The sequence below is a fragment of the Ectopseudomonas oleovorans genome (assembly GCF_003052605.1).
Lineage (GTDB): Bacteria > Pseudomonadota > Gammaproteobacteria > Pseudomonadales > Pseudomonadaceae > Aquipseudomonas > Aquipseudomonas oleovorans_A.
Genome location: NZ_QASO01000037.1, coordinates 49,895 through 66,901 on the forward strand (window position 1 = coordinate 49,895; position 17,007 = coordinate 66,901).

Consider the following 17,007-nt stretch of genomic DNA (forward strand, 5'->3'; position numbering starts at 1 on the left):
ACGGCGATGAAGCGTCCTGAACTGACAAACCTCTCCACCAAGGCGTGCCGCCTGCTGCGTCCCACGGTATTGGCTGGGCTGCTGGCTGGCGCACTCGTTCTTGGCGGCGGCCTGGCGTGGGCGCAGGCCGGATTTCAGACCGGCGGCTCCGTGATCGGCGACGAAGTGATGTATTCGATTGGCGGCGGCAGCGCGGTGTCCATGGGCCGCGCGGCCGGCATGCGCTCGATCGGCGTTGGCGTGGGCTGGAACAGCAACCTGATCTGCGGCGACATGAGCATCCAGACCACGCTGCGCAACCAGCTCAACGGCGTCACCAACGGCTTTCAGCAGATCATGAGCAACGTGATCCAGAGCGCCACCAGCGCGGTGGCATCGCTGCCTGCGCTGATCATCCAGCGCGCCGATCCCGGCCTGTACAACCTGCTGACCAACGGCGTGCTGCAGGCGCGCCTGGATTTCGACCGCTCCAAGCTGACCTGCCGTGCCATGGCCGAGAAGATGGCCGACACGGCGGGCGGACAACTCGGCTGGAGCCAGATGGCCGAAGGCATGGCACTGCGCGATGCGGTGTCGAGCACGGATGCCGTGTCGGCAATTGAACAGGCGGAGACGCGCCGCGGCAACGACGGCGTGCCTTGGGTGGGTGGTAGCAATGCGGGCGGCGCAGGCCAGTCGGCCATCCGCGTGGTCGGCGACGTCACCCGCGCAGGCTACAACCTGGTCAACGGCCGCAGCGTGACCGACACATCGTCCATCGCTGCCGCCAGTTGCGCGAGTCTGTCTTGCCAGACCTGGACCTCGCCACAGCAGGCGACCGAATGGGCCACACGGGTTCTCGGCGAACAGGTGCAGCGCACTTGCGATGCCTGCACCAAGACCGAAACGGTGCCCGGCGTCGGGCTGACGCCACTGATCCAAGAGGAGTACGAGGCAAAGCTGGAAGCCTTGCAGGAACTGGTCTCGGGAACTCGCAACACCACCTTCGAGAACCTGCGCGCAGCTGGCAGCACCTCGCTGCCCATCACGCGCGGCGTCATTGAGGCGCTACGCGACGAGCCGGACCAGGATCTGCTGGCGCGGCGCCTGGCCTCGGAGGTCGCGCTAGCGTCGGTGCTGGAGAAGGCCTTGCTGCTCCAGCGCACCCTGCTGACCGGCAAGAAGGAGCCCAACGTCGCAGCGAACCAGTTGGCGGTCGAGGCCGTGAACCACGAGAGCGACACGCTCGACCAGGAAATCCGCAACCTCAAGACCGAGCTGGAGCTGCGCCGCGAGCTGACCAACAACTCCCCCATGGCCATCATCCAGCGCCACGGCACACGCGCGGCTGGCTCACGTGGCATCTACGAAGGCGATCCCATTCCCGACCGCCTCGACCGGCTCCAGAAGGGCAATCCGGGAGGCAACCCATGAACCCGTCGCGTGCCAGCTGGCTGCGCCCGCGCTGGCTGTTCAACCGGCGCGCGATGAAGGCGCTGCTGTGGACGGTGTTGCTCGTTGCCGCCGCTGTGGGCGCCAACATCGTCGGCATTTATCTCGTCGGCAGCGTTGCCAACTGGGAGCGGTGGCTGGCGGCCACGGCAGGCTACTTTCTAGTGTGGCGGATGTGCCTGTACGGTGCGACAGCCTACGGCTGGGTCTGGATGCGCCGCCGGCTGCTGGCGCGTGAGGCCCAACGCGGGGCTGATAGGCAGGCGCGACGGCGCCTGCTGCGCAGCGAGATCGCCGGCGTCGCCGCCATTGTGGCGCTGGAAGCCAGCCTGTTGATGCAGGCCGCTTGAAGGGGCGAGGACATGACGCTTTTCACCACCGACTACTTGGAGTACTACCTGACGCTGGTGTCGTGGATCGTCCATAACGGCATCTGGGCCGTGCTGGTGGCGAGCGGCGTATTCGCGCTGCCTTTCATTGCCATCATCGTGCAGGAATGGCTGAAGGCCCGTGCGGAGGGCGCCGACGAAGGCAACAAGGGCGTGCTCTCGGCAGCGCGCATCGAGAACCGGGTGTTCGTCGCCATCGTGGTGGTGATGTTCGCCGGCATCCCGTTCATCGACGTGGATCTCAACACCATCCGGTACGACAACTCGCGTTCGGCCCAGTGCCAGGTCAGCGTGCCGCAGCCCACGGACACCGGCTGGTCGCAGTCCTTCAGCACCATCAACAACCAGAGTGCCAAGGTGCCGGTCTGGTGGGGTTTCATGCATGCGCTCTCGCGCGCCGTCACGGGGGCCTCGGTGGCCGCGATCCCGTGCGGCACCGACCTGCGGCAGATGCGCATGGAGATCGACGCCACGCGCATCGACGATCCGGTGCTGGCTCAGGATGTGGCGGATTTCTCGCGCGACTGCTACGGGCCGGCGCGCGCCAAACTGTTCATGCAGCGCCCGGACCTCGATGAGACGCAGATGCACGACGTGACCTGGATCGGTTCGCGCTTCTTCACGGACACGAGCGGTTACTACGACACCTACCGCTCCAGCACGCCGCGCGACGACTGGCCCTACGACAGCACCCGCGATGCGGGGCTTGCGCAGGTGGCCAGCGGTGGCGGCTACCCTAACTGCAGGCAGTGGTGGGCCGATGGCAGCAACGGCCTGCGCGCGCGGCTGCTGGGGCAGGTGGCCCCGAGCCTGCTGAATCGCCTGGCGGGGTGGGCCGGGTTCCTGAGCCGCGCCGAGGTGAACGATTCCGTGATCCGCACGATTGCCTCGCCGCGGCAGCAGAAGCTCAACCAGGGCGCGGTCTATACCGACTACGGCGGCCAGATCGACAAGACGCTGCCGAATATCGTGACGCGCGCGGCGGGCGATGTCGGGATGGCCGTGGGGGCGATCGCCGCGTTCCCCGCCATGGATGTCGTGCGCCAGGCACTGCCCATGGTGCTGGCCTTGCTCAAGATGGCGCTGGTCATCTGCATCCCGCTGGTGCTGGTCGTGGGCACCTATGACCTGAAGACGGTCATCACCGTGAGCGTCGTGCAGTTCGCGCTGTTCTTCGTGGATTTCTGGTTCCAACTCGCTCGCTGGGTCGACAGCACTATCCTCGATGCGCTCTATGGCTGGGGGTTCGGCTGGAACCGGCCGCACAGCAACTTCGACTCATTGGTGGGGCTGAACAATGCCTTCGGCGACATGCTCCTGAATTTCGTGATGGGGACGATGTTCATCGTGTTGCCCACGTTCTGGATCATGGCCTTGACATGGGCAGGCGTTCGCGCCGGGAATGTCATGCAAGGCCTGGCCGGGGCAACGGGTGATGCCAAGGCTGCCGGAGGCAAGGGCGGAAGCATTGCGATCAATGCAATTTCAAAAAAGTGAGCAGCGCTACTCGTCGTCTTCGACGTGCGGATCGATTCGGAAACCATCGTAGGTGTACAGACCAAATCCAGCAGGCCCGTTACGCCATTCCGGCTCGGCCAGGTCGTCATCCAGGCCCACGTTGCGCGCCGCCCAGGCACCCACCGCCGCGGCCACCAGCAGCAGCGTCAGCCAAGACGCGGTGTATAGCAGCACAACAAGTGCGACCAGCTTGACTACCCACAATCCCACAGCAGCACCAACGGCCGGCACCCCATTGGAGGCGAGCCAGTTTGACAACCGTCGTTCGCCACGCACATAAGTGCGCCATCCACGTCCGACGGCGCGTCCGAGGCGTTCTGCTGTGCTGATGCGAGCTGTCGTGTTCATGGTCGTCTCCTGCTACAGAGGGATACCTATTTCAGTTTGCTCCAGTCCTGCTTGCTTGCCTGTACCAAGTCGTTCCAGTCGTCTGGCGGATTTCCGCGTCCAAGCATCTTCTCGAACACGGCATACGGGTCGGACTTGCTGCCCGAAGACCGTAGGGTCTGCTCGTCGTTGACCCAGGCGTACACGATGACCTTCGCCTTCGAGTCGTACCGGAAGAACAGCCGGTAGCGCCTTCCGAGCTTGGCCCGCCGCCAGTGGCGGTAGGCCGTCCCCATGGTGTTGCCCTGACGGTACTCGTCGCGTGCCGGATCACCCGGCACCACGTCTTGTATCAACTGGACCAAGGCCCGGAAGAACTTGACGTTGGCGTTGGACGCGAACCCTTGCAGGTCGTTCTCCTGGGCACGCAGCACAGCTGCGCGCAGCTTCATCATCTGCTCGATCAGGTTGTCGTGGAACAGCAGTGTCCAGCCATGCTGTTGCATCAGATTTCCACGTTCTCAGCGAAATCATCGCCCAGGTCCACCTTGTGGCCGGCGTGCTCCAGCATCGTGCGAGCCAGATCCTCGGGCAGACCGCGAACATTCCGGCCTGCTTCAATGTCGCGCGCCAGCAGGGCCAGGAACGCGGCAATGGCCGGGTCCTCGTGCTCCGCATCGGCACGGGTCACGACCACTTCACCGCCGCGAAGCTCGAACGCGAGCTTGCTGCCGGTATCGGCACCCAGTGCCTGGCGGATGGACTTGGGCAGCGTGATCTGCCCCTTGGATGTCAGAGTGGCAACTTCGTGAATGGCAGGCATGGCGGCTCTCCTGATAGTAATGCCTGCATTGTAAGGATATTTCCTTACCAAATCAATGTGAGGTTTCATGATGTTCTCCGCATTCAACATTGAACCTCATCGTAGGGAGGGAACAGTGAGCCTTCCCGCATCAATCCGGCCTTGGTGGGCCCGCATTGAGGGTGGACGGTCAATGCTCGCTGCCCTATACCCAAAGGCTGTAACGGCCAAAGAGCCAAAAGGGCAAGGGAACGGGGGGACAAGGGGAAAGGCTCTACCTCGAAAAGGCGAAAAGGCCTCCCGGTAAGCCCACCACCAGGACACCCGGATGCTCTCTCTGTTCCAACGAAAACGGGCCTCGGGGGCAGTCGCTCCGTTGCCAGCGCCCGCTACCGATCTCCCGAAAGGGCTGATGCGGCCGCAGTCGGCCGCATCGCTGCTGGCCACGCCGCGGCGACAGAAACTGCTGGAACACATTTGGCAGAGAACCTCGCTGTCTCGCCGTCAGTTCGCCACGCTGTACCTAGCGCCATTGCACCGCTATGCCGAGCTGGTCCAGGCTTTCCCGGCATCCGAAGCGCATCACCATGCCTACCCAGGCGGCATGCTCGACCACGGCCTGGAAATCGTCGCCTACGCGCTCAAGCTGCGGCAGTCCCATCTGCTTCCCATCGGCGCCAGCCCCGAAGACCAGGCAGCGCAAGCCGAAGCCTGGACCGCCGCCGTCGCCTATGCCGCACTGCTGCACGACATCGGCAAGATCGCCGTCGATCTGCACATCGAACTGGTCGACGGCAGCATCTGGCACCCGTGGCACGGCCCGCTGCACCAGCCATACCGCTTCCGCTACCGCGATGATCGCGAGTACCGGCTCCACAGCGCCGCGACAGGCTTGCTCTACCGGCAACTGCTCGACCGCGAAATCCTGGACTGGCTCAGCGGCTATCCGTCCCTGTGGGCGCCGCTGCTCTACGTCCTGGCCGGGCAGTACGAGCACGCCGGGGTGCTGGGCGAACTGGTTGTGCAGGCAGACCGCGCCTCCGTCGCTAAGGAGTTGGGCGGCGATCCCGCGCGAGCCATGACCGCGCCCAAGCACGCACTGCAACGCAAGCTGCTCGATGGGCTGCGCTACCTGCTCAAGGAAGAGCTGAAACTGAACCAGCCCGAAGCCTCCGACGGCTGGCTCACCGAGGATGCGCTATGGCTGGTGAGCAAGACGGTCTCGGACAAGCTGCGAGCGCATCTGCTGTCCCAGGGCATCGACGGCATCCCGGCGAACAACACCGCCGTGTTCAACGTGCTCCAGGACCACGCCATGTTGCAGCCGACAGCAGACGGCAAGGCGATCTGGCGTGCTACCGTGACCAGTTCCACCGGCTGGAGCCACTCGTTTACGTTGCTACGGCTGGCACCCGCGCTGATCTGGGAATCTGGTGAGCGGCCGGCGTCGTTCGCTGGGTCGGTGGCGATCGACACGACACCGGTCGACAAAGATGCAGATGCCTCGGGGCAAACGCCGGCAATCGCGGCAATGCCTCCTGCCGAAGATCGGCAGTCCGCTCCGTGGAAGGACGTCGGCGGCGGCACTGCCACGCTTCAACAGCCCTCTGCCCAAGCCGTCCCCGATGTCATGGAAGACATGCTCGCGATGGTGGGAATGGGGGATTTGCCTGCCCTACGGAAGGATGCAGAAGCCGCCTCGGTCGAAGCGCCTGCTGCAGGTCGTGCAACGCCTGCACAGCACCAGGCGGAGCCTTTGCTTCTGTCACCAGCGCCCGCGTACACGGCCGCGCAGCCATCCGGTGAGCACTTCATGGCATGGCTGAGACAGGGCGTCGCCTCGCGGCGGCTCATCATCAACGACGCCAAGGCGCTCGTCCATACTGTGGGCGACACCGCCTACCTGGTCAGCCCCGGCGTCTTCCAGCGTTACGCGCAGGAGCACCCGCAAGTGGGCAAGATGGCGAAACAAGAAAGCCAGCAGGATTGGCAGTGGGTACAAAAGCGCTTTGAGCGGCTGCAACTGCATCGCAAACAAGCTAGCGGACTGAATATTTGGACCTGCGAAGTCACCGGGCCGCGAAAATCTCGAAAGCTACACGGCTATCTGCTTCTTCAGCCTCAATCGGTATTCGGTGACGTGCCACCAAACAATCCCTACTTGGCCGTGCTTCCGACGTGAATGACCAGACTCATTCAGCATCAGAAGATCTACCATCCTTGAGTTCGGCGAACTTCGCAGCCATTGTTGGGTTACCCCGAGTCAACTTCTTGATCGTCACGTCCTGCGCCTTGTCGTTCGCAAGCCGAAGATTTCTGTCGGTGCCAAGCAGGGCCTCCTTCGTCTTCTGTAGGTGGTCGATCGACTTGTCAATTTCATCGATTGCTGTCTGAAATCGCCTGGAGGCGAGGTCGTAGTTTTTCGGGGTATCCGGATTAACTGGTTGAGGGGGCACCTACGCCCCGCCCAGACCTTAATCTCTCCAGAAGGTTGATAGATCGACGCCGAAGTTCTTCTCTTGCTCGGGCAGGCCCATGCTGTAGGCTATGGTTGCCCTGCCCAAGAATGGGGACTCCTTGGTCTGCGGCGACTTCTTCTTGTGCTTGGTGGTGTAGAGCATCCGGGCTCGCATCACCTCGAAAGAATAGCCTCGGCCATCGCGGTTCTTGTCCTTGGCCAGCCGGTTGATCGACTCGGTGAAGGCGTTGGTGATCGGGATGTCAGTCTCGAAGTAGGTCAGCATCTCCTCACGCCAGCCACTGACGGCGCTGACGAGATCCTTCCAGACCTCCTTCTGCCCCTGTGGGATGTCGTCAATCCATGCAGCCAGCGCCTTCTCAGCATCTCGCCGGGTGGCACAGTCCCAGATGTGGTAGAACCGCTCCTTGTGCTCGTAGGCTGCCAGGAGCTGAGGGAAGGCCCCCGTCCAGGTTTCCATGATGAGACGTTCGCGGTCGGAGACGTCGTGAGCCCGCTTCAGCAGGATCTTCCGGTCACCCTTGAGGGTTCGGCGTTGGTTGGCCGTCAGCTCCTTTCTGAGCCCCTTGCGGACCTTCTCCAGGGCTTCGTTGGCCATACGCACAACATGGAACTTATCGACCACGATGCGAGCCTGTGGCAGCACCGCCTGGACGGCACGGCGGTAGGGCTTCCACATGTCCATGCTGACGATCTCGACCTGATTGCGCTCGGCCATGCTCATGAGCCGCTTCGTCACCGCTTCCTGCTGACGACCGGGTAGCAGGTCCAACAGGGTGCGCTCCTCCAGGTTGGTCAGGATGCAGCGGTATCGACGGTTTAGGTACAGCTCGTCGATACCCAAACAGCGGGGCGTCTCGAAGCGATGCCTGCGGCCCAGAAACTCGGCCTTCTTCTTGAAGATCTCGCGAACGGTCTTCTCGTCAAGGCCCGTGCTATCTGCCACGTAGGCGTAAGGGTGGTTGAAAGCCTCTTTCTCGACATAGCTGTAAAGCCTCCGCGTCATGCGGTGGGTATCCTCCATCTCTGGAAGTGTCGGACGGAATGTCTTCCCGCAGGCACGGCAGGTATAACGCCGGCGAACCACCCACAAGGTGACCCGCTTGCCATGGATGGGAAGGTCTCGGTAAGCAACATCGCGCTTACCGAATCGGACAAACGTATGCGTCCGGGCATCACGCCTTGCGTGATTAAAGTGGCTTCCCAGCGTGCCGACCTGATGGTCGAGCGTCTCGACACGCTGCATCAACTGCGCCGCCAACGCGCGCAGTTGTTCAGGAGGCAGATGGTCGAGGGCGTGAAAAGAAATCATGCTGCCGATTTTGCCAGAGCAGGCAATTCGCGGCGATGGATCGATAGGCCAATGGCAGGAGTTAAAGCAGTGTGATTGCTGCGCCGCAACCCGCGCGCTGCCACGGCAGGCCCACTATCAGGGCCTGGAGTTGCTCGGTATCCAGCTGCATTTCAGAGCCCTGGCGAATCCCTGGCCAGTGGAACTTGCCTTGGTTCAACCGACGAGCAGCCAGCCAGACCCCGAAGCCGTCATGCACCAGCACTTTCATCCGAGTACCGCGCCGGTTGGCGAACAGATAGGCACAGTGCGGCTTCGCCGCACCGAACACCGCGATCACTCTGGCCAATGCCGTCTCGGTGCCGGCGCGCATGTCCATCGGCTCGGTGGCGAGCCAGATGGAGTCGATGCGAATCATCGCAGCAGGTCTCGCAGAAAAGTCGCGCAGGCAGCAGCACCTTCAGTAGGCCAGGTCACTTTGACGGTGCCGCGCGAGTGCTGGATTTCAACGCAGATATTCGATGATGCAGCAGGCGAATTTGCTCCGGCCAGCTGCATGGGCAATGGGATGAATGCAGGTTGCAGCGCCGTGGTTTTCTGCGCTTGTATCCGAATCCATTTGTGAACGAGGTTTGCATTGAGGCTATGGCTGCGCGCGATGCTGGCAATCGAAGCGCCGGGCTGGGTGCATTCTTGAATGACCTGAGCCTTGAAGGACTTGGAATAGGAACGGCGTGTTGGCTGCATGAAATACCCGCTTAAAAGGCTAGAACTGGTGTCCACTTAAATTTAAGTGCACACCATGTCCTGGTCTTGCGGGGCTGGGTAGACGGTTTGGCCGGACGGATACGGACAAACTCCCCCTCTACGCCACATTCCTCGCAGGCTACAGGGTGGGGGGCTTCCAACCGGAAGTGGAGGTCGTGCTCTTTATCCTTAATATCCAGGATATGGTACTCAGGAAGATGAAGGATGTTATCGGGCAGGCTGGTCATGCAAACTTTCCTTGTCGACATTGACAATCGGTGATCGTGGTTCTCTAACTGAGACACACTGCACCGCTTGGAGTAGGCGTTCCCTCAAGGCGGTGCTGGACAGTGTCGAGTGCTGCCCCACTATGCGGTGGGGCTGATCGGAAGCCGCACCCAGGGAAATGCCCGGGTGCGGTTGCTTTCAACTGCCATCCTGCGCCAGTTCTTGGCGTTCACCTTGGTGGAGCAGGCGATAGACCTGGTTGCGGATAAGGTTGGCATCCTCGTCGGTCAGAGTCCGCTCCAAGTGTCGAAGGGTCAGTTGCAGCAGGATATTCTTCTGCCCTGGCTTCATTCCCATGCGTTGATGGGCCGACGCCGGTAGATCCTCGAAAGCCGTTTCCGCCTTGATCAGCAGAGCTTCAATGCTCTCCGCTTCGGGCAACCGTTCGCGGACCATGTCGCCGATAAGTTCTTCGTTAATCCAAGTATCGACGCAGAGAGATAGGTCCCGACGAATGGCAGGCATCGCAGATACCGGCCTGTAGGTATCCAGGTCATTCATCTGCGTGCGCACGCGCGGGTCTTCACTTCGCAGGAGCCGAATATCGGGGATCCGCTTGCGCAGCATCAGCAACCGATCGAGCCCCAGGCCCATGGCCAAACCAGTATGGCCAGTAAGGCCCGCTTGGTTCAGTATCCCGCGTGCCGCTAGGCCGCACTCACCAACCTCAATCCATTCATCCCGCCAGCGAACGTCGATTTGTATCCCTTGCTCGGTGTAAGGGTGAGGCGACGCTAGGGTGCGCCACTCCAGGCCGGGCACGGCGGCGGCCATGACCACCGAAACCATTTGCTGTAACTCGGATACCGACATCTCCGATCCTTGGGCAGCGTCCACTAGGCGCCAGAGGTCCAACTGGTGCGGTTCGCCACAGTGCAAGCGGTCGATGCTGTCGCGCCGATAGACTAGTCCCGGTAAGAGCAGCAACAAGTCATCGGGTGGGTCCAAGCTCAGTCCGTCCAGCAGATCGGGAATGGCCGCCGACGTCTGGGTGCGCAGGATATAACCATCGGCGACGTAGCGTGTGTAGCGAGCGTCCCGCGCTGCACCTTCCGGTGGATAGCCCAAACGGTCGTAGTTGTTAGTAATTGGCACAACAGAGCCGCTGCGAATCATGAGCTGCCTGCAGCGCCATTGCTTGGTGAGTGCTTGTCTGATTTCCTGCAGCAGCAACTGCATGGCATGCGTACCCTGGCGCGGATTGGTCAGGTCCGCAAGGTTGAGGGCGGAGCATAGTGCTTCGGAGGATAACAACGTAGACATTTTCTGATTTCTCCAGGATGTAGGTACCGGCGGAAAAATCAGGCGTTACTCATCAAACTCTCGATGAATGGGAGGCCGCCTGAAAGCAAAAACCCCCGGGATCTGGCCCGGGGGTTCCGCTTTCAGAGGTGTACAATTCACCGCCCGCCGATGCCGTAAGGATCCCGGGGGTGCATAAATCGCGGAGTGAGGCGAACTGCCAAATATGAAATCATGGTCGCGAGCCTAGCATGGGCGTTTCTGCCTTGTCAAAGCCTGCCCCAGGCAGAAGGGCACGTGCCACAGTGCTCACCAGCGGGTCTCCAGCAAGGCGAGCGGCATAGCCAAGCTGTCGCCCAGCGACGTGCGCTGCCACGGATCATCAGGACAGGCCACTGCCCCGCATCGCCCTCGAGCATGTGATTCTCCCAGAGATCCCTGTCTTACCGCGACTCTCAGATGATGCCGTCGAGAGGATGGCGGCTCGGCCCCTGCTCGTCGGATCGGATCCACCGCTTATTAACCCGGCAATTTAACAGGGCAAGTAGCGATCAATCTTTATATCCATAAGTCATTGAATTTAATGGTTTTTTGTGAGTGCTTGAGATGTGCTATTTGATTGCCGCGTTAATATCAGGATACCCTCAATTTCGATCAAGTGAACATACTGAGCAAGCTATCTACCAGTTAATCCGTTGTGAGTTTCACTTGTCGTTTATCTTCCAATCGCGCATAACAACCAGGAAATCCGGATACCCGTTTTTCGCAAAGGCGGTCTTGAACGTATCCAGCTGGGTCTCGAAGTTCGTGATATCGATGTTTTGCGCCTTCACGAGTGCTAGTTCCGATTTGTACTTGAGCGAATTCATCGCCGCATTTCGCAGTAGCGTGATGATGGGAATGAAAAATTGCGGCCGAACAATGTATTAACCCGGCAATTTAACAGGGCAAGTAGCGATCAATCTTTATATCCATAAGTCATTGAATTTAATGGTTTTTTGTGAGTGCTTGAGATGTGCTATTTGATTGCCGCGTTAATACATCTTCGGGTGGCGGTGGGACACATCAATGATCCCAGTGTTATATAACTCACTGTCCGGTTCGAGTAGAGAAACTAGCACCGCATACTCACAGCCCTTCTCGATTCGATCCTTGTCGAGCTCCTTCAGGAAGTCTTCGTTCTTCTTCTTAGTGGCAGTTTCGTCATTCTCGTTCTTCATCTCGAACATGATCGAGACGATCTCGGTTCCACCTTCATCCGAATCGCGAAAAATATAATCTCCCTTGCTGCCGCTGCGCACATCATTGTCCTTCTCGAAATACGCCCTCGGAAATGCGGTGGCACGAATTCGATTGAACTCGGTCTCGCAATGTTGCTCAAGAGTTTCGCCCACCATCTTGGTCGACAGTCGCGCCTTCATGTCCCGTAGCCGCTCGATTGCGTCATCGCGATCCTTGATCTGCGTCTCGTACTTTTCTTTCAAAGATTTCTCGGCGAGATGCTTTTCAAGTTCTATTCGCTGCAAGCCGCTCTTCAATTCGTCACGTTCTTTCTCGACCGTGCCGACTGCTTCGGAAATCGCGAGCTTCTTTTCTATGACAAAGGCGTCAAGCTTCGCCTTGAGTTCCTGTATCTCCGACTCCTTCGCTGCAGCAGTTTTTTGCACCTCGCTCATGAGCGTGACCTCTGCCAGCTTGGATATGGCATGCTTATCACGCTTCGCTTGTTCCAATTCATTTGCAAGCGTGTCACGCTCCTTTTCCACCGCACTCAAAGCCTCAGCCACGGCAAGTTGCCGCGCAACCTCGCCAGCATCAAGCCTAACCTTCAGCTCCTGAATCTCAGCGTCCTTGGCAGACGAGGTCTTCTGCAATTCGTTGGCAATCTTGGCTTCAGCTAGTTCGATCGCATTGCGCTTTTCCTGCTCGGCCAACTCTAGGGAATTTCTGAAAAAACTCTTCAGCCTTAAAAAACAAAAATATGCGCAGATAAAAATATCACCCCTGCCTGACGACTTGCTGGATAAATTGATAAAGGCAGGCTGTACCATTCCAAAACAGTGCTACGGCAATTGCTTATCCGCAGTAACCAACCATCTCCTAGCTGAAAAATATGTACTTTGCTTTGCCGAGATAAAAAGCGGAGAAAAATTGGGCCACGCCGTAATCAAGCTGAAAGACAAATACTACGATCCAACTTTAGAAATTCAGAATCAAAAGCCGATAAGGTACTGGCTTCATACCGAGTTCTCCAAGAGTGAATTGCGCGATTTTGTGAAAGAACAACACAAACATACAGTTCCCAAAGATGGAAAAATCGAAGTATATCCGCCAGCCTTACGGGAAGATGGCACGATTGTGTGCGAAGAAATAAATTCGTAAATGCCTAACAAATGGTTCAAATCGTTCGCTTCGCTCACTGGGGGCGGCTAAAGCCGGCCCTTAACCAAAGGTTATGCATCAGGCGGAATACGAATAAGTGACCTCATACAAGGCTAAGTTCATTTCGGCCATAAAAAACACCCAGGAGCTTGGTTTAGACCCAGGGAAAACACCTATTCCTTGGAGAGAGCGAATTTCAGATAAAAAGGTTACACAAATACTGCATTTGGCACATGATCTCTTATACGCAAGAGGCATGCGGCAATCATCCGACCTGGCGGAAAATTGCGTCGCGGTACACCTTGATCTTCAGGGAGCACTGAATCACTACCTAAGGAAACTCTGAATTTAACTTCCCGTTTCTGGTGAAATACGTCGATTCCGTTGCCCGAGTATCCCGATGAAGCAGATGACCTTCGCTGACGCCGAGTACGCCGGCAAGCGCAAGCAGACCCGCAAGGAGTTGTTCCTGATCGAGATGGATCAGGTGGTGCCGTGGAAGGGATTGATCGCTCTGATCGAGCCGCACTATCCCAAGGGTGAAGGTGGCCGTCCGACCTATCCGCTGATGGCGATGTTGCGCGTACATCTGATGCAGAACTGGTTTGGCTACAGCGATCCGGCCATGGAGGAAGCGCTCTACGAGACGACCATTCTGCGCCAGTTTGCCGGGTTGAGCCTGGAGCGTATTCCTGACGAGACCACCATCCTCAACTTCCGCCGCTTACTCGAGAAGCACGAGCTGGCTGCTGGCATCCTTGGCGTTATCAACGGTTACCTGGGCGATCGAGGGCTGTCGCTGCGCCAGGGCACCATCGTCGATGCCACATTGATCCATGCGCCGAGCTCGACCAAGAACAAGGAAGGCAAGCGCGATCCTGAAATGCACCAGGCCAAGAAAGGCAACCAATATTACTTCGGCGCCAAGGCGCACATCGGCGTCGACGTTGAGTCAGGTCTGGTGCATCACGTTCACGTCACGGCCGCCAACGTCGCTGACGTGACCCAGGTCGACAAGTTGCTGCATGGCGAGGAAAACATGGTGGCTGCCGATGCGGGCTATACCGGTGTCGAGAAGCGTAGCGAGCATGAAGGTCGCCAGGTGATCTGGCAGGTTGCCGCTCGGCGCAGCACGTATGAGAAATATGGCAAGCGCAGCGTCTTGTACAAGGTGCATCGCCGTATCGAGCGGGCCAAGGCACAGACTCGATCCAAGGTTGAGCATCCGTTCAGGGTACTCAAGCGTCAGTTTGGCTACAGCAAGGTGCGCTTCCGTGGCTTGGTGAAGAATGCGGCTCAGATGGTGACGTTGTTTGCCCTGTCGAATCTGTGGATGGCTCGCCGACATTTGTTGACCAGCGCAGGAGAGGTGCGTCTGTAATGCGGAAAATGACCGCCGCGAGGTACCTACGGCGGCCAAAAGCGGAAAAGTGAGTGGGCTATCTGGTCGATTTTGATCGACTGCCCGTTTTCAAAATCGGCGAAGGCTGAAGTTGGCGGAAAATCTCGGAATACTTCAGACCATCCCTAGGGAAAACCTGCACTCAAGTTCACGGCTCCGCGGTCGATCTTCAAGAGACCACGATCGATGCAAGGAACCGCGCGATGCGCATCGACTCCAACACCCCGCTGAACAATCTGGCCAGAAGTGTCCAGCGTCAAGGCACAGCAGCCGAGCGAACCCCTGAGGAGCTTCGCCAGGGCTTGCGCGTCAGTCTTTCCGAACTGGGCAGGAGCCTGTCCGCCAAGAGCGGGGAAAAGAACCAGGACATCGACGAGAGCGGACTGCCCGACAGCATCAAGCAACTGCTGAAGATGATCCGTGAACTGAAAGCGCAGATCGCCGCGAAGGAAGCCGAGCTCAAGACCCTGATGGCGGATCAGAGCCTCGATCCGGAGGCCAGGCGGGTCAAGGTGGAGGCGCTGCAGTCGGAACTGGCGACGCTCAACGGCGCATGGGCTTCGGCCAATGCCAGCCTGGTCCAGCAGATGCGCGAACAGGGCCTCAGCGATGAGCAGATGCTCACCGCCACGACCTTGGCCATGGGCTGACACGTTGCTTGACCACGGATCGAACAATCGATCCAAGTTCATGCCCTCTCGCCTCGCGCTACACCCCACCATGCTGAATACGAAGCCAAGGGCTGGACGCCTGCCTCAGTGCCGCGACGCCATAGTCAGTGTCCACCCCGAGTGGCACTTGCTTCACCAGGCGAAGTTTCACCTGCCGTGCACACACCTTGCACGACACAAACCATGGGGTGCCAGGAGGAATTGCTATACCATGCCGACAATGGCAGTCGAACCAGAGATAATCCGTATGCCCGGTGACAGTCGAAATAGCCCGCACCTTATCAAGAAGTACTCCAATCGTCGCCTGTATGACACTCACACCAGCACTCACGTGACGCTGGTGGACATCCGGCAGATGGTGATCGACGAAATCCCCTTCCAGGTCGTCGACGCTAAAAGCGGCGAGGACCTGACCCGCAGCATCCTGATGCAGATCATTCAGGAGGCGGAAAGCGACGGCGAGCCGATCTTTTCCAGCGACATGCTCAAGAGCATCATCCGCTTCTATGGCCCGTTCCAGGGCATGCTGGGCAGCTACCTGGAAAAGAGTATCCAGACCATCATCGACATCCAGACGCAGACTGGAGTGCAGTCCTCGCAGGCCTGGAGCGAATTCATGCACAAGCAGGTTCCCGTGATGCAGAACCTGATGCAGCAGTACATCGACCAGTCGAAGAATCTCTATCTGAATACCCAGAATCTGTTCGGCCTGTTCGGCAACATGCCCTCGGGGGGCAAAGCCAATAGGGATGATACGGACAGAAAGAACGACGACGAGAAATGACCCACCTGGCCAGACGATGCCACGAGGTATACAAGCCCCTCAGTACCTAGAATGAGCGACGGTAGTGCAGCGAATAGCTTTCCACGCCGTCATTGGGCTGCTTGATCCCGGCGTTGGAATAGTGGATGGCGCGAATACCCAACTCATGCCCGCCGGTGAAACGCAGCCCTGCGCCGATGCGATCCTCGAACTGGAATGAGGACCCCAGTTGGTTGTCTTCCAGGCGAGTACGCTCGAACACGGCGATACCGATCCCGGCTTCGACATAAGGCTTGAACGAAAGACCGGAGAACTCGTAGGCGAATACCGGCGTCAGCGACAAGCTGTGATTGCCCGATGTCTCATCCCCTTCCCAGTAGGTATAGCCGGCGTCCCAATACCCGCTCAGCCTGCCGGTAGCGCTCTCGAACCAGTTATGCTGGAAATTCCACTGCGCGCCGACACGGTAGGTCGTGGTCGACTCCCCGGTACGCCCGACCGCCACGCTGAAATCGGCGGCCCGGGCCATGGGCCCCGCCCCCAGCGACAACATCGTGATCACGGCAATTGAAATGCCCTTCCTCATCAAGTACTCCTCGAAACCATCGTCCCATGCGCATGCACGAAAGCGGGGGCAGCACGAGGACGTCATGCTACCCCCGGCAATGCTCAGGACGGCTTACGCGTACCAGCCGAAGCCTTGCCCGCCTCTCTAGTCGCCTGACCAGCGGCGGAAGCCGCCGCAGCGATGCCGTTCTCGGCGATCTCGGCGGCCTGCTTGGCCGCTTTCTGGGCACTGTCATAAACGCTGCCAGCGGTTTCCAGAGCTGATTTGAATATCGCCACCACCGGCTCCGAACCCGCCGGTGCGTTCTTGGCAACCACTTCGACCAGTTCCTGTACCTGCTTGGTCGCCGCCTCGGCCTGGCGTTCGGCAAGTTTGGCGATTTCCGTTTGGGTGCCCGAAATCAGCTCATACACCTGGCGGTTGTACTCCAGCAGGCGCTCGGCCTGGGCGGTGGGTTGGGCGAAGGATGCCTGCCACTCGACAAAAGCTTGCGGATCGCGCGCCACCGCCAGTTCGCGCAGGCTGTCGAACTGCGCATCGGAGGTGGCGCGCAGCGTCTTGAGTTGCAGTTGACCGAGTTGCTCGGCACCCTCGAACAGCTTGCCGGCAACCTGTTGCAGCAGGTCGACATTGGCTTTCTGGGCACTGGTCAGTTTTTCCGTATCGAAAAGGGACATGATCGATTCTCCTGGGCAATGGCCCGCATT

General features: G+C 59.3%; 20 protein-coding genes and 1 pseudogene. 8 read left to right on the forward strand and 13 right to left on the reverse strand.

The window, feature by feature from the left end; all coding sequences use genetic code 11:
- The first annotated feature begins 6 nt into the window (after positions 1-6).
- From DBO86_RS06740 to DBO86_RS06750, 3 genes are read left to right on the forward strand one after another with little or no spacing between them, the layout of a single operon-like run.
- Complete coding sequence (locus tag DBO86_RS06740) at positions 7-1,413, forward strand: integrating conjugative element protein (protein WP_108233295.1); 1,407 nt, start codon at positions 7-9, stop codon at positions 1,411-1,413.
- Positions 1,410-1,781, forward strand: coding sequence for a hypothetical protein (locus tag DBO86_RS06745; RefSeq protein ID WP_014596088.1), 372 nt, complete (start codon positions 1,410-1,412; stop codon positions 1,779-1,781). The genes DBO86_RS06740 and DBO86_RS06745 overlap by 4 nt, the downstream gene beginning before the upstream one ends.
- 12 nt (positions 1,782-1,793) lie before the next feature.
- Positions 1,794-3,317 (forward strand): conjugal transfer protein TraG N-terminal domain-containing protein, encoded by a 1,524-nt coding sequence (locus DBO86_RS06750; protein WP_108233296.1) that lies wholly within the window; start codon positions 1,794-1,796, stop codon positions 3,315-3,317.
- 6 nt (positions 3,318-3,323) lie between these two features.
- On the opposite strand, the gene DBO86_RS06755 is transcribed toward DBO86_RS06750, so the two are convergent.
- The 3 genes from DBO86_RS06755 to DBO86_RS06765 are packed head-to-tail and all read right to left on the reverse strand — an operon-like array spanning position 3,324 to position 4,488.
- Positions 3,324-3,686, reverse strand: coding sequence for a DUF3742 family protein (locus tag DBO86_RS06755; RefSeq protein ID WP_108233297.1), 363 nt, complete (start codon positions 3,684-3,686; stop codon positions 3,324-3,326).
- 26 nt (positions 3,687-3,712) lie between these two features.
- Complete coding sequence (locus tag DBO86_RS06760) at positions 3,713-4,171, reverse strand: type II toxin-antitoxin system YhaV family toxin (protein WP_108233298.1); 459 nt, start codon at positions 4,169-4,171, stop codon at positions 3,713-3,715.
- The gene (locus tag DBO86_RS06765) at positions 4,171-4,488 is read right to left on the reverse strand and encodes an AbrB/MazE/SpoVT family DNA-binding domain-containing protein (RefSeq protein ID WP_108233299.1); all 318 of its coding nucleotides are present in this window, start codon (positions 4,486-4,488) and stop codon (positions 4,171-4,173) included. The genes DBO86_RS06760 and DBO86_RS06765 overlap by 1 nt, the downstream gene beginning before the upstream one ends.
- Positions 4,489-4,795: 307 nt before the next feature.
- Here DBO86_RS06765 and mobH point away from each other — a divergent pair, with 307 nt between their 5' ends.
- The gene (gene mobH / locus DBO86_RS06770) at positions 4,796-6,649 is read left to right on the forward strand and encodes a MobH family relaxase (protein WP_108233300.1); all 1,854 of its coding nucleotides are present in this window, start codon (positions 4,796-4,798) and stop codon (positions 6,647-6,649) included.
- A gap of 10 nt (positions 6,650-6,659) precedes the next feature.
- Here the strand turns inward: mobH and DBO86_RS06775 are convergent, their stop codons facing one another.
- The 8 genes and pseudogenes from DBO86_RS06775 to DBO86_RS06815 form a co-directional block, all read right to left on the reverse strand.
- Positions 6,660-6,923, reverse strand: coding sequence for a DUF2130 domain-containing protein (locus DBO86_RS06775; protein WP_208630382.1), 264 nt, complete (start codon positions 6,921-6,923; stop codon positions 6,660-6,662).
- An 18-nt stretch (positions 6,924-6,941) separates the two neighbouring features.
- Positions 6,942-8,258, reverse strand: a complete 1,317-nt coding sequence (locus tag DBO86_RS06780) for an ISL3 family transposase (protein ID WP_244185517.1) — start codon at positions 8,256-8,258, stop codon at positions 6,942-6,944.
- Positions 8,259-8,319: 61 nt separating this feature from the next.
- On the reverse strand, positions 8,320-8,655 hold the full coding sequence (gene tnpB, locus DBO86_RS26490) for an IS66 family insertion sequence element accessory protein TnpB (RefSeq protein ID WP_108233301.1): 336 nt from the start codon (positions 8,653-8,655) through the stop codon (positions 8,320-8,322).
- Positions 8,652-8,984, reverse strand: coding sequence for an IS66-like element accessory protein TnpA (gene tnpA, locus DBO86_RS06790; RefSeq protein WP_071537978.1), 333 nt, complete (start codon positions 8,982-8,984; stop codon positions 8,652-8,654). The genes tnpB and tnpA overlap by 4 nt, the downstream gene beginning before the upstream one ends.
- A gap of 101 nt (positions 8,985-9,085) precedes the next feature.
- Positions 9,086-9,232, reverse strand: a pseudogene (locus DBO86_RS26495) (ISL3 family transposase); the annotation flags it as partial.
- Between the two features lie 178 nt (positions 9,233-9,410).
- The gene (gene srmL, locus DBO86_RS06805; RefSeq protein ID WP_054645043.1) at positions 9,411-10,535 is read right to left on the reverse strand and encodes a PheS-related mystery ligase SrmL; all 1,125 of its coding nucleotides are present in this window, start codon (positions 10,533-10,535) and stop codon (positions 9,411-9,413) included.
- A 683-nt stretch (positions 10,536-11,218) separates the two neighbouring features.
- Entirely contained in the window at positions 11,219-11,437 is a 219-nt protein-coding gene (locus tag DBO86_RS06810; protein ID WP_279630253.1) for a DUF2130 domain-containing protein, read from the reverse strand.
- 111 nt (positions 11,438-11,548) lie between these two features.
- Complete coding sequence (locus tag DBO86_RS06815; protein ID WP_244185519.1) at positions 11,549-12,448, reverse strand: DUF2130 domain-containing protein; 900 nt, start codon at positions 12,446-12,448, stop codon at positions 11,549-11,551.
- Here DBO86_RS06815 and DBO86_RS26500 point away from each other — a divergent pair.
- From DBO86_RS26500 to phaR, 4 genes are all read left to right on the forward strand, one after another.
- Complete coding sequence (locus DBO86_RS26500) at positions 12,426-12,896, forward strand: hypothetical protein (RefSeq protein ID WP_244185520.1); 471 nt, start codon at positions 12,426-12,428, stop codon at positions 12,894-12,896. The genes DBO86_RS06815 and DBO86_RS26500 overlap by 23 nt on opposite strands.
- A gap of 400 nt (positions 12,897-13,296) precedes the next feature.
- Positions 13,297-14,277, forward strand: a complete 981-nt coding sequence (locus tag DBO86_RS06820) for an IS5 family transposase (protein ID WP_108233302.1) — start codon at positions 13,297-13,299, stop codon at positions 14,275-14,277.
- Positions 14,278-14,501: 224 nt separating this feature from the next.
- Positions 14,502-14,948: a hypothetical protein gene (locus DBO86_RS06825; RefSeq protein ID WP_108233303.1), complete on the forward strand. Its 447-nt coding sequence runs from the start codon at positions 14,502-14,504 to the stop codon at positions 14,946-14,948.
- A gap of 268 nt (positions 14,949-15,216) precedes the next feature.
- Positions 15,217-15,753, forward strand: coding sequence for a polyhydroxyalkanoate synthesis repressor PhaR (phaR, locus tag DBO86_RS06830; RefSeq protein WP_108233304.1), 537 nt, complete (start codon positions 15,217-15,219; stop codon positions 15,751-15,753).
- Between the two features lie 46 nt (positions 15,754-15,799).
- Here phaR and DBO86_RS06835 read toward each other — a convergent pair whose 3' ends face one another.
- The gene (locus DBO86_RS06835; RefSeq protein WP_376779377.1) at positions 15,800-16,285 is read right to left on the reverse strand and encodes an acyloxyacyl hydrolase; all 486 of its coding nucleotides are present in this window, start codon (positions 16,283-16,285) and stop codon (positions 15,800-15,802) included.
- A 116-nt stretch (positions 16,286-16,401) separates the two neighbouring features.
- Complete coding sequence (locus tag DBO86_RS06840) at positions 16,402-16,977, reverse strand: phasin family protein (protein ID WP_108233306.1); 576 nt, start codon at positions 16,975-16,977, stop codon at positions 16,402-16,404.
- Positions 16,978-17,007: the final 30 nt, after the last annotated feature.

What these genes read in the sequence shown, in the direction of transcription:
- DBO86_RS06740 (WP_108233295.1), top strand. Translation starts at nt 7, where the DNA reads ATGAAGCGTCCTGAACTGACAAACCTCTCCACCAAGGCGTGCCGCCTG.
- DBO86_RS06745 (WP_014596088.1), top strand. Translation starts at nt 1,410, where the DNA reads ATGAACCCGTCGCGTGCCAGCTGGCTGCGCCCGCGCTGGCTGTTCAAC.
- DBO86_RS06750 (WP_108233296.1), top strand. Translation starts at nt 1,794, where the DNA reads ATGACGCTTTTCACCACCGACTACTTGGAGTACTACCTGACGCTGGTG.
- DBO86_RS06755 (WP_108233297.1), bottom strand. Translation starts at nt 3,686, where the DNA reads ATGAACACGACAGCTCGCATCAGCACAGCAGAACGCCTCGGACGCGCC.
- DBO86_RS06760 (WP_108233298.1), bottom strand. Translation starts at nt 4,171, where the DNA reads ATGCAACAGCATGGCTGGACACTGCTGTTCCACGACAACCTGATCGAG.
- DBO86_RS06765 (WP_108233299.1), bottom strand. Translation starts at nt 4,488, where the DNA reads ATGCCTGCCATTCACGAAGTTGCCACTCTGACATCCAAGGGGCAGATC.
- mobH (WP_108233300.1), top strand. Translation starts at nt 4,796, where the DNA reads ATGCTCTCTCTGTTCCAACGAAAACGGGCCTCGGGGGCAGTCGCTCCG.
- DBO86_RS06780 (WP_244185517.1), bottom strand. Translation starts at nt 8,258, where the DNA reads ATGATTTCTTTTCACGCCCTCGACCATCTGCCTCCTGAACAACTGCGC.
- tnpB (WP_108233301.1), bottom strand. Translation starts at nt 8,655, where the DNA reads ATGATTCGCATCGACTCCATCTGGCTCGCCACCGAGCCGATGGACATG.
- tnpA (WP_071537978.1), bottom strand. Translation starts at nt 8,984, where the DNA reads ATGCAGCCAACACGCCGTTCCTATTCCAAGTCCTTCAAGGCTCAGGTC.
- srmL (WP_054645043.1), bottom strand. Translation starts at nt 10,535, where the DNA reads ATGTCTACGTTGTTATCCTCCGAAGCACTATGCTCCGCCCTCAACCTT.
- DBO86_RS06820 (WP_108233302.1), top strand. Translation starts at nt 13,297, where the DNA reads ATGAAGCAGATGACCTTCGCTGACGCCGAGTACGCCGGCAAGCGCAAG.
- DBO86_RS06825 (WP_108233303.1), top strand. Translation starts at nt 14,502, where the DNA reads ATGCGCATCGACTCCAACACCCCGCTGAACAATCTGGCCAGAAGTGTC.
- phaR (WP_108233304.1), top strand. Translation starts at nt 15,217, where the DNA reads ATGCCCGGTGACAGTCGAAATAGCCCGCACCTTATCAAGAAGTACTCC.
- DBO86_RS06835 (WP_376779377.1), bottom strand. Translation starts at nt 16,285, where the DNA reads ATGTTGTCGCTGGGGGCGGGGCCCATGGCCCGGGCCGCCGATTTCAGC.
- DBO86_RS06840 (WP_108233306.1), bottom strand. Translation starts at nt 16,977, where the DNA reads ATGTCCCTTTTCGATACGGAAAAACTGACCAGTGCCCAGAAAGCCAAT.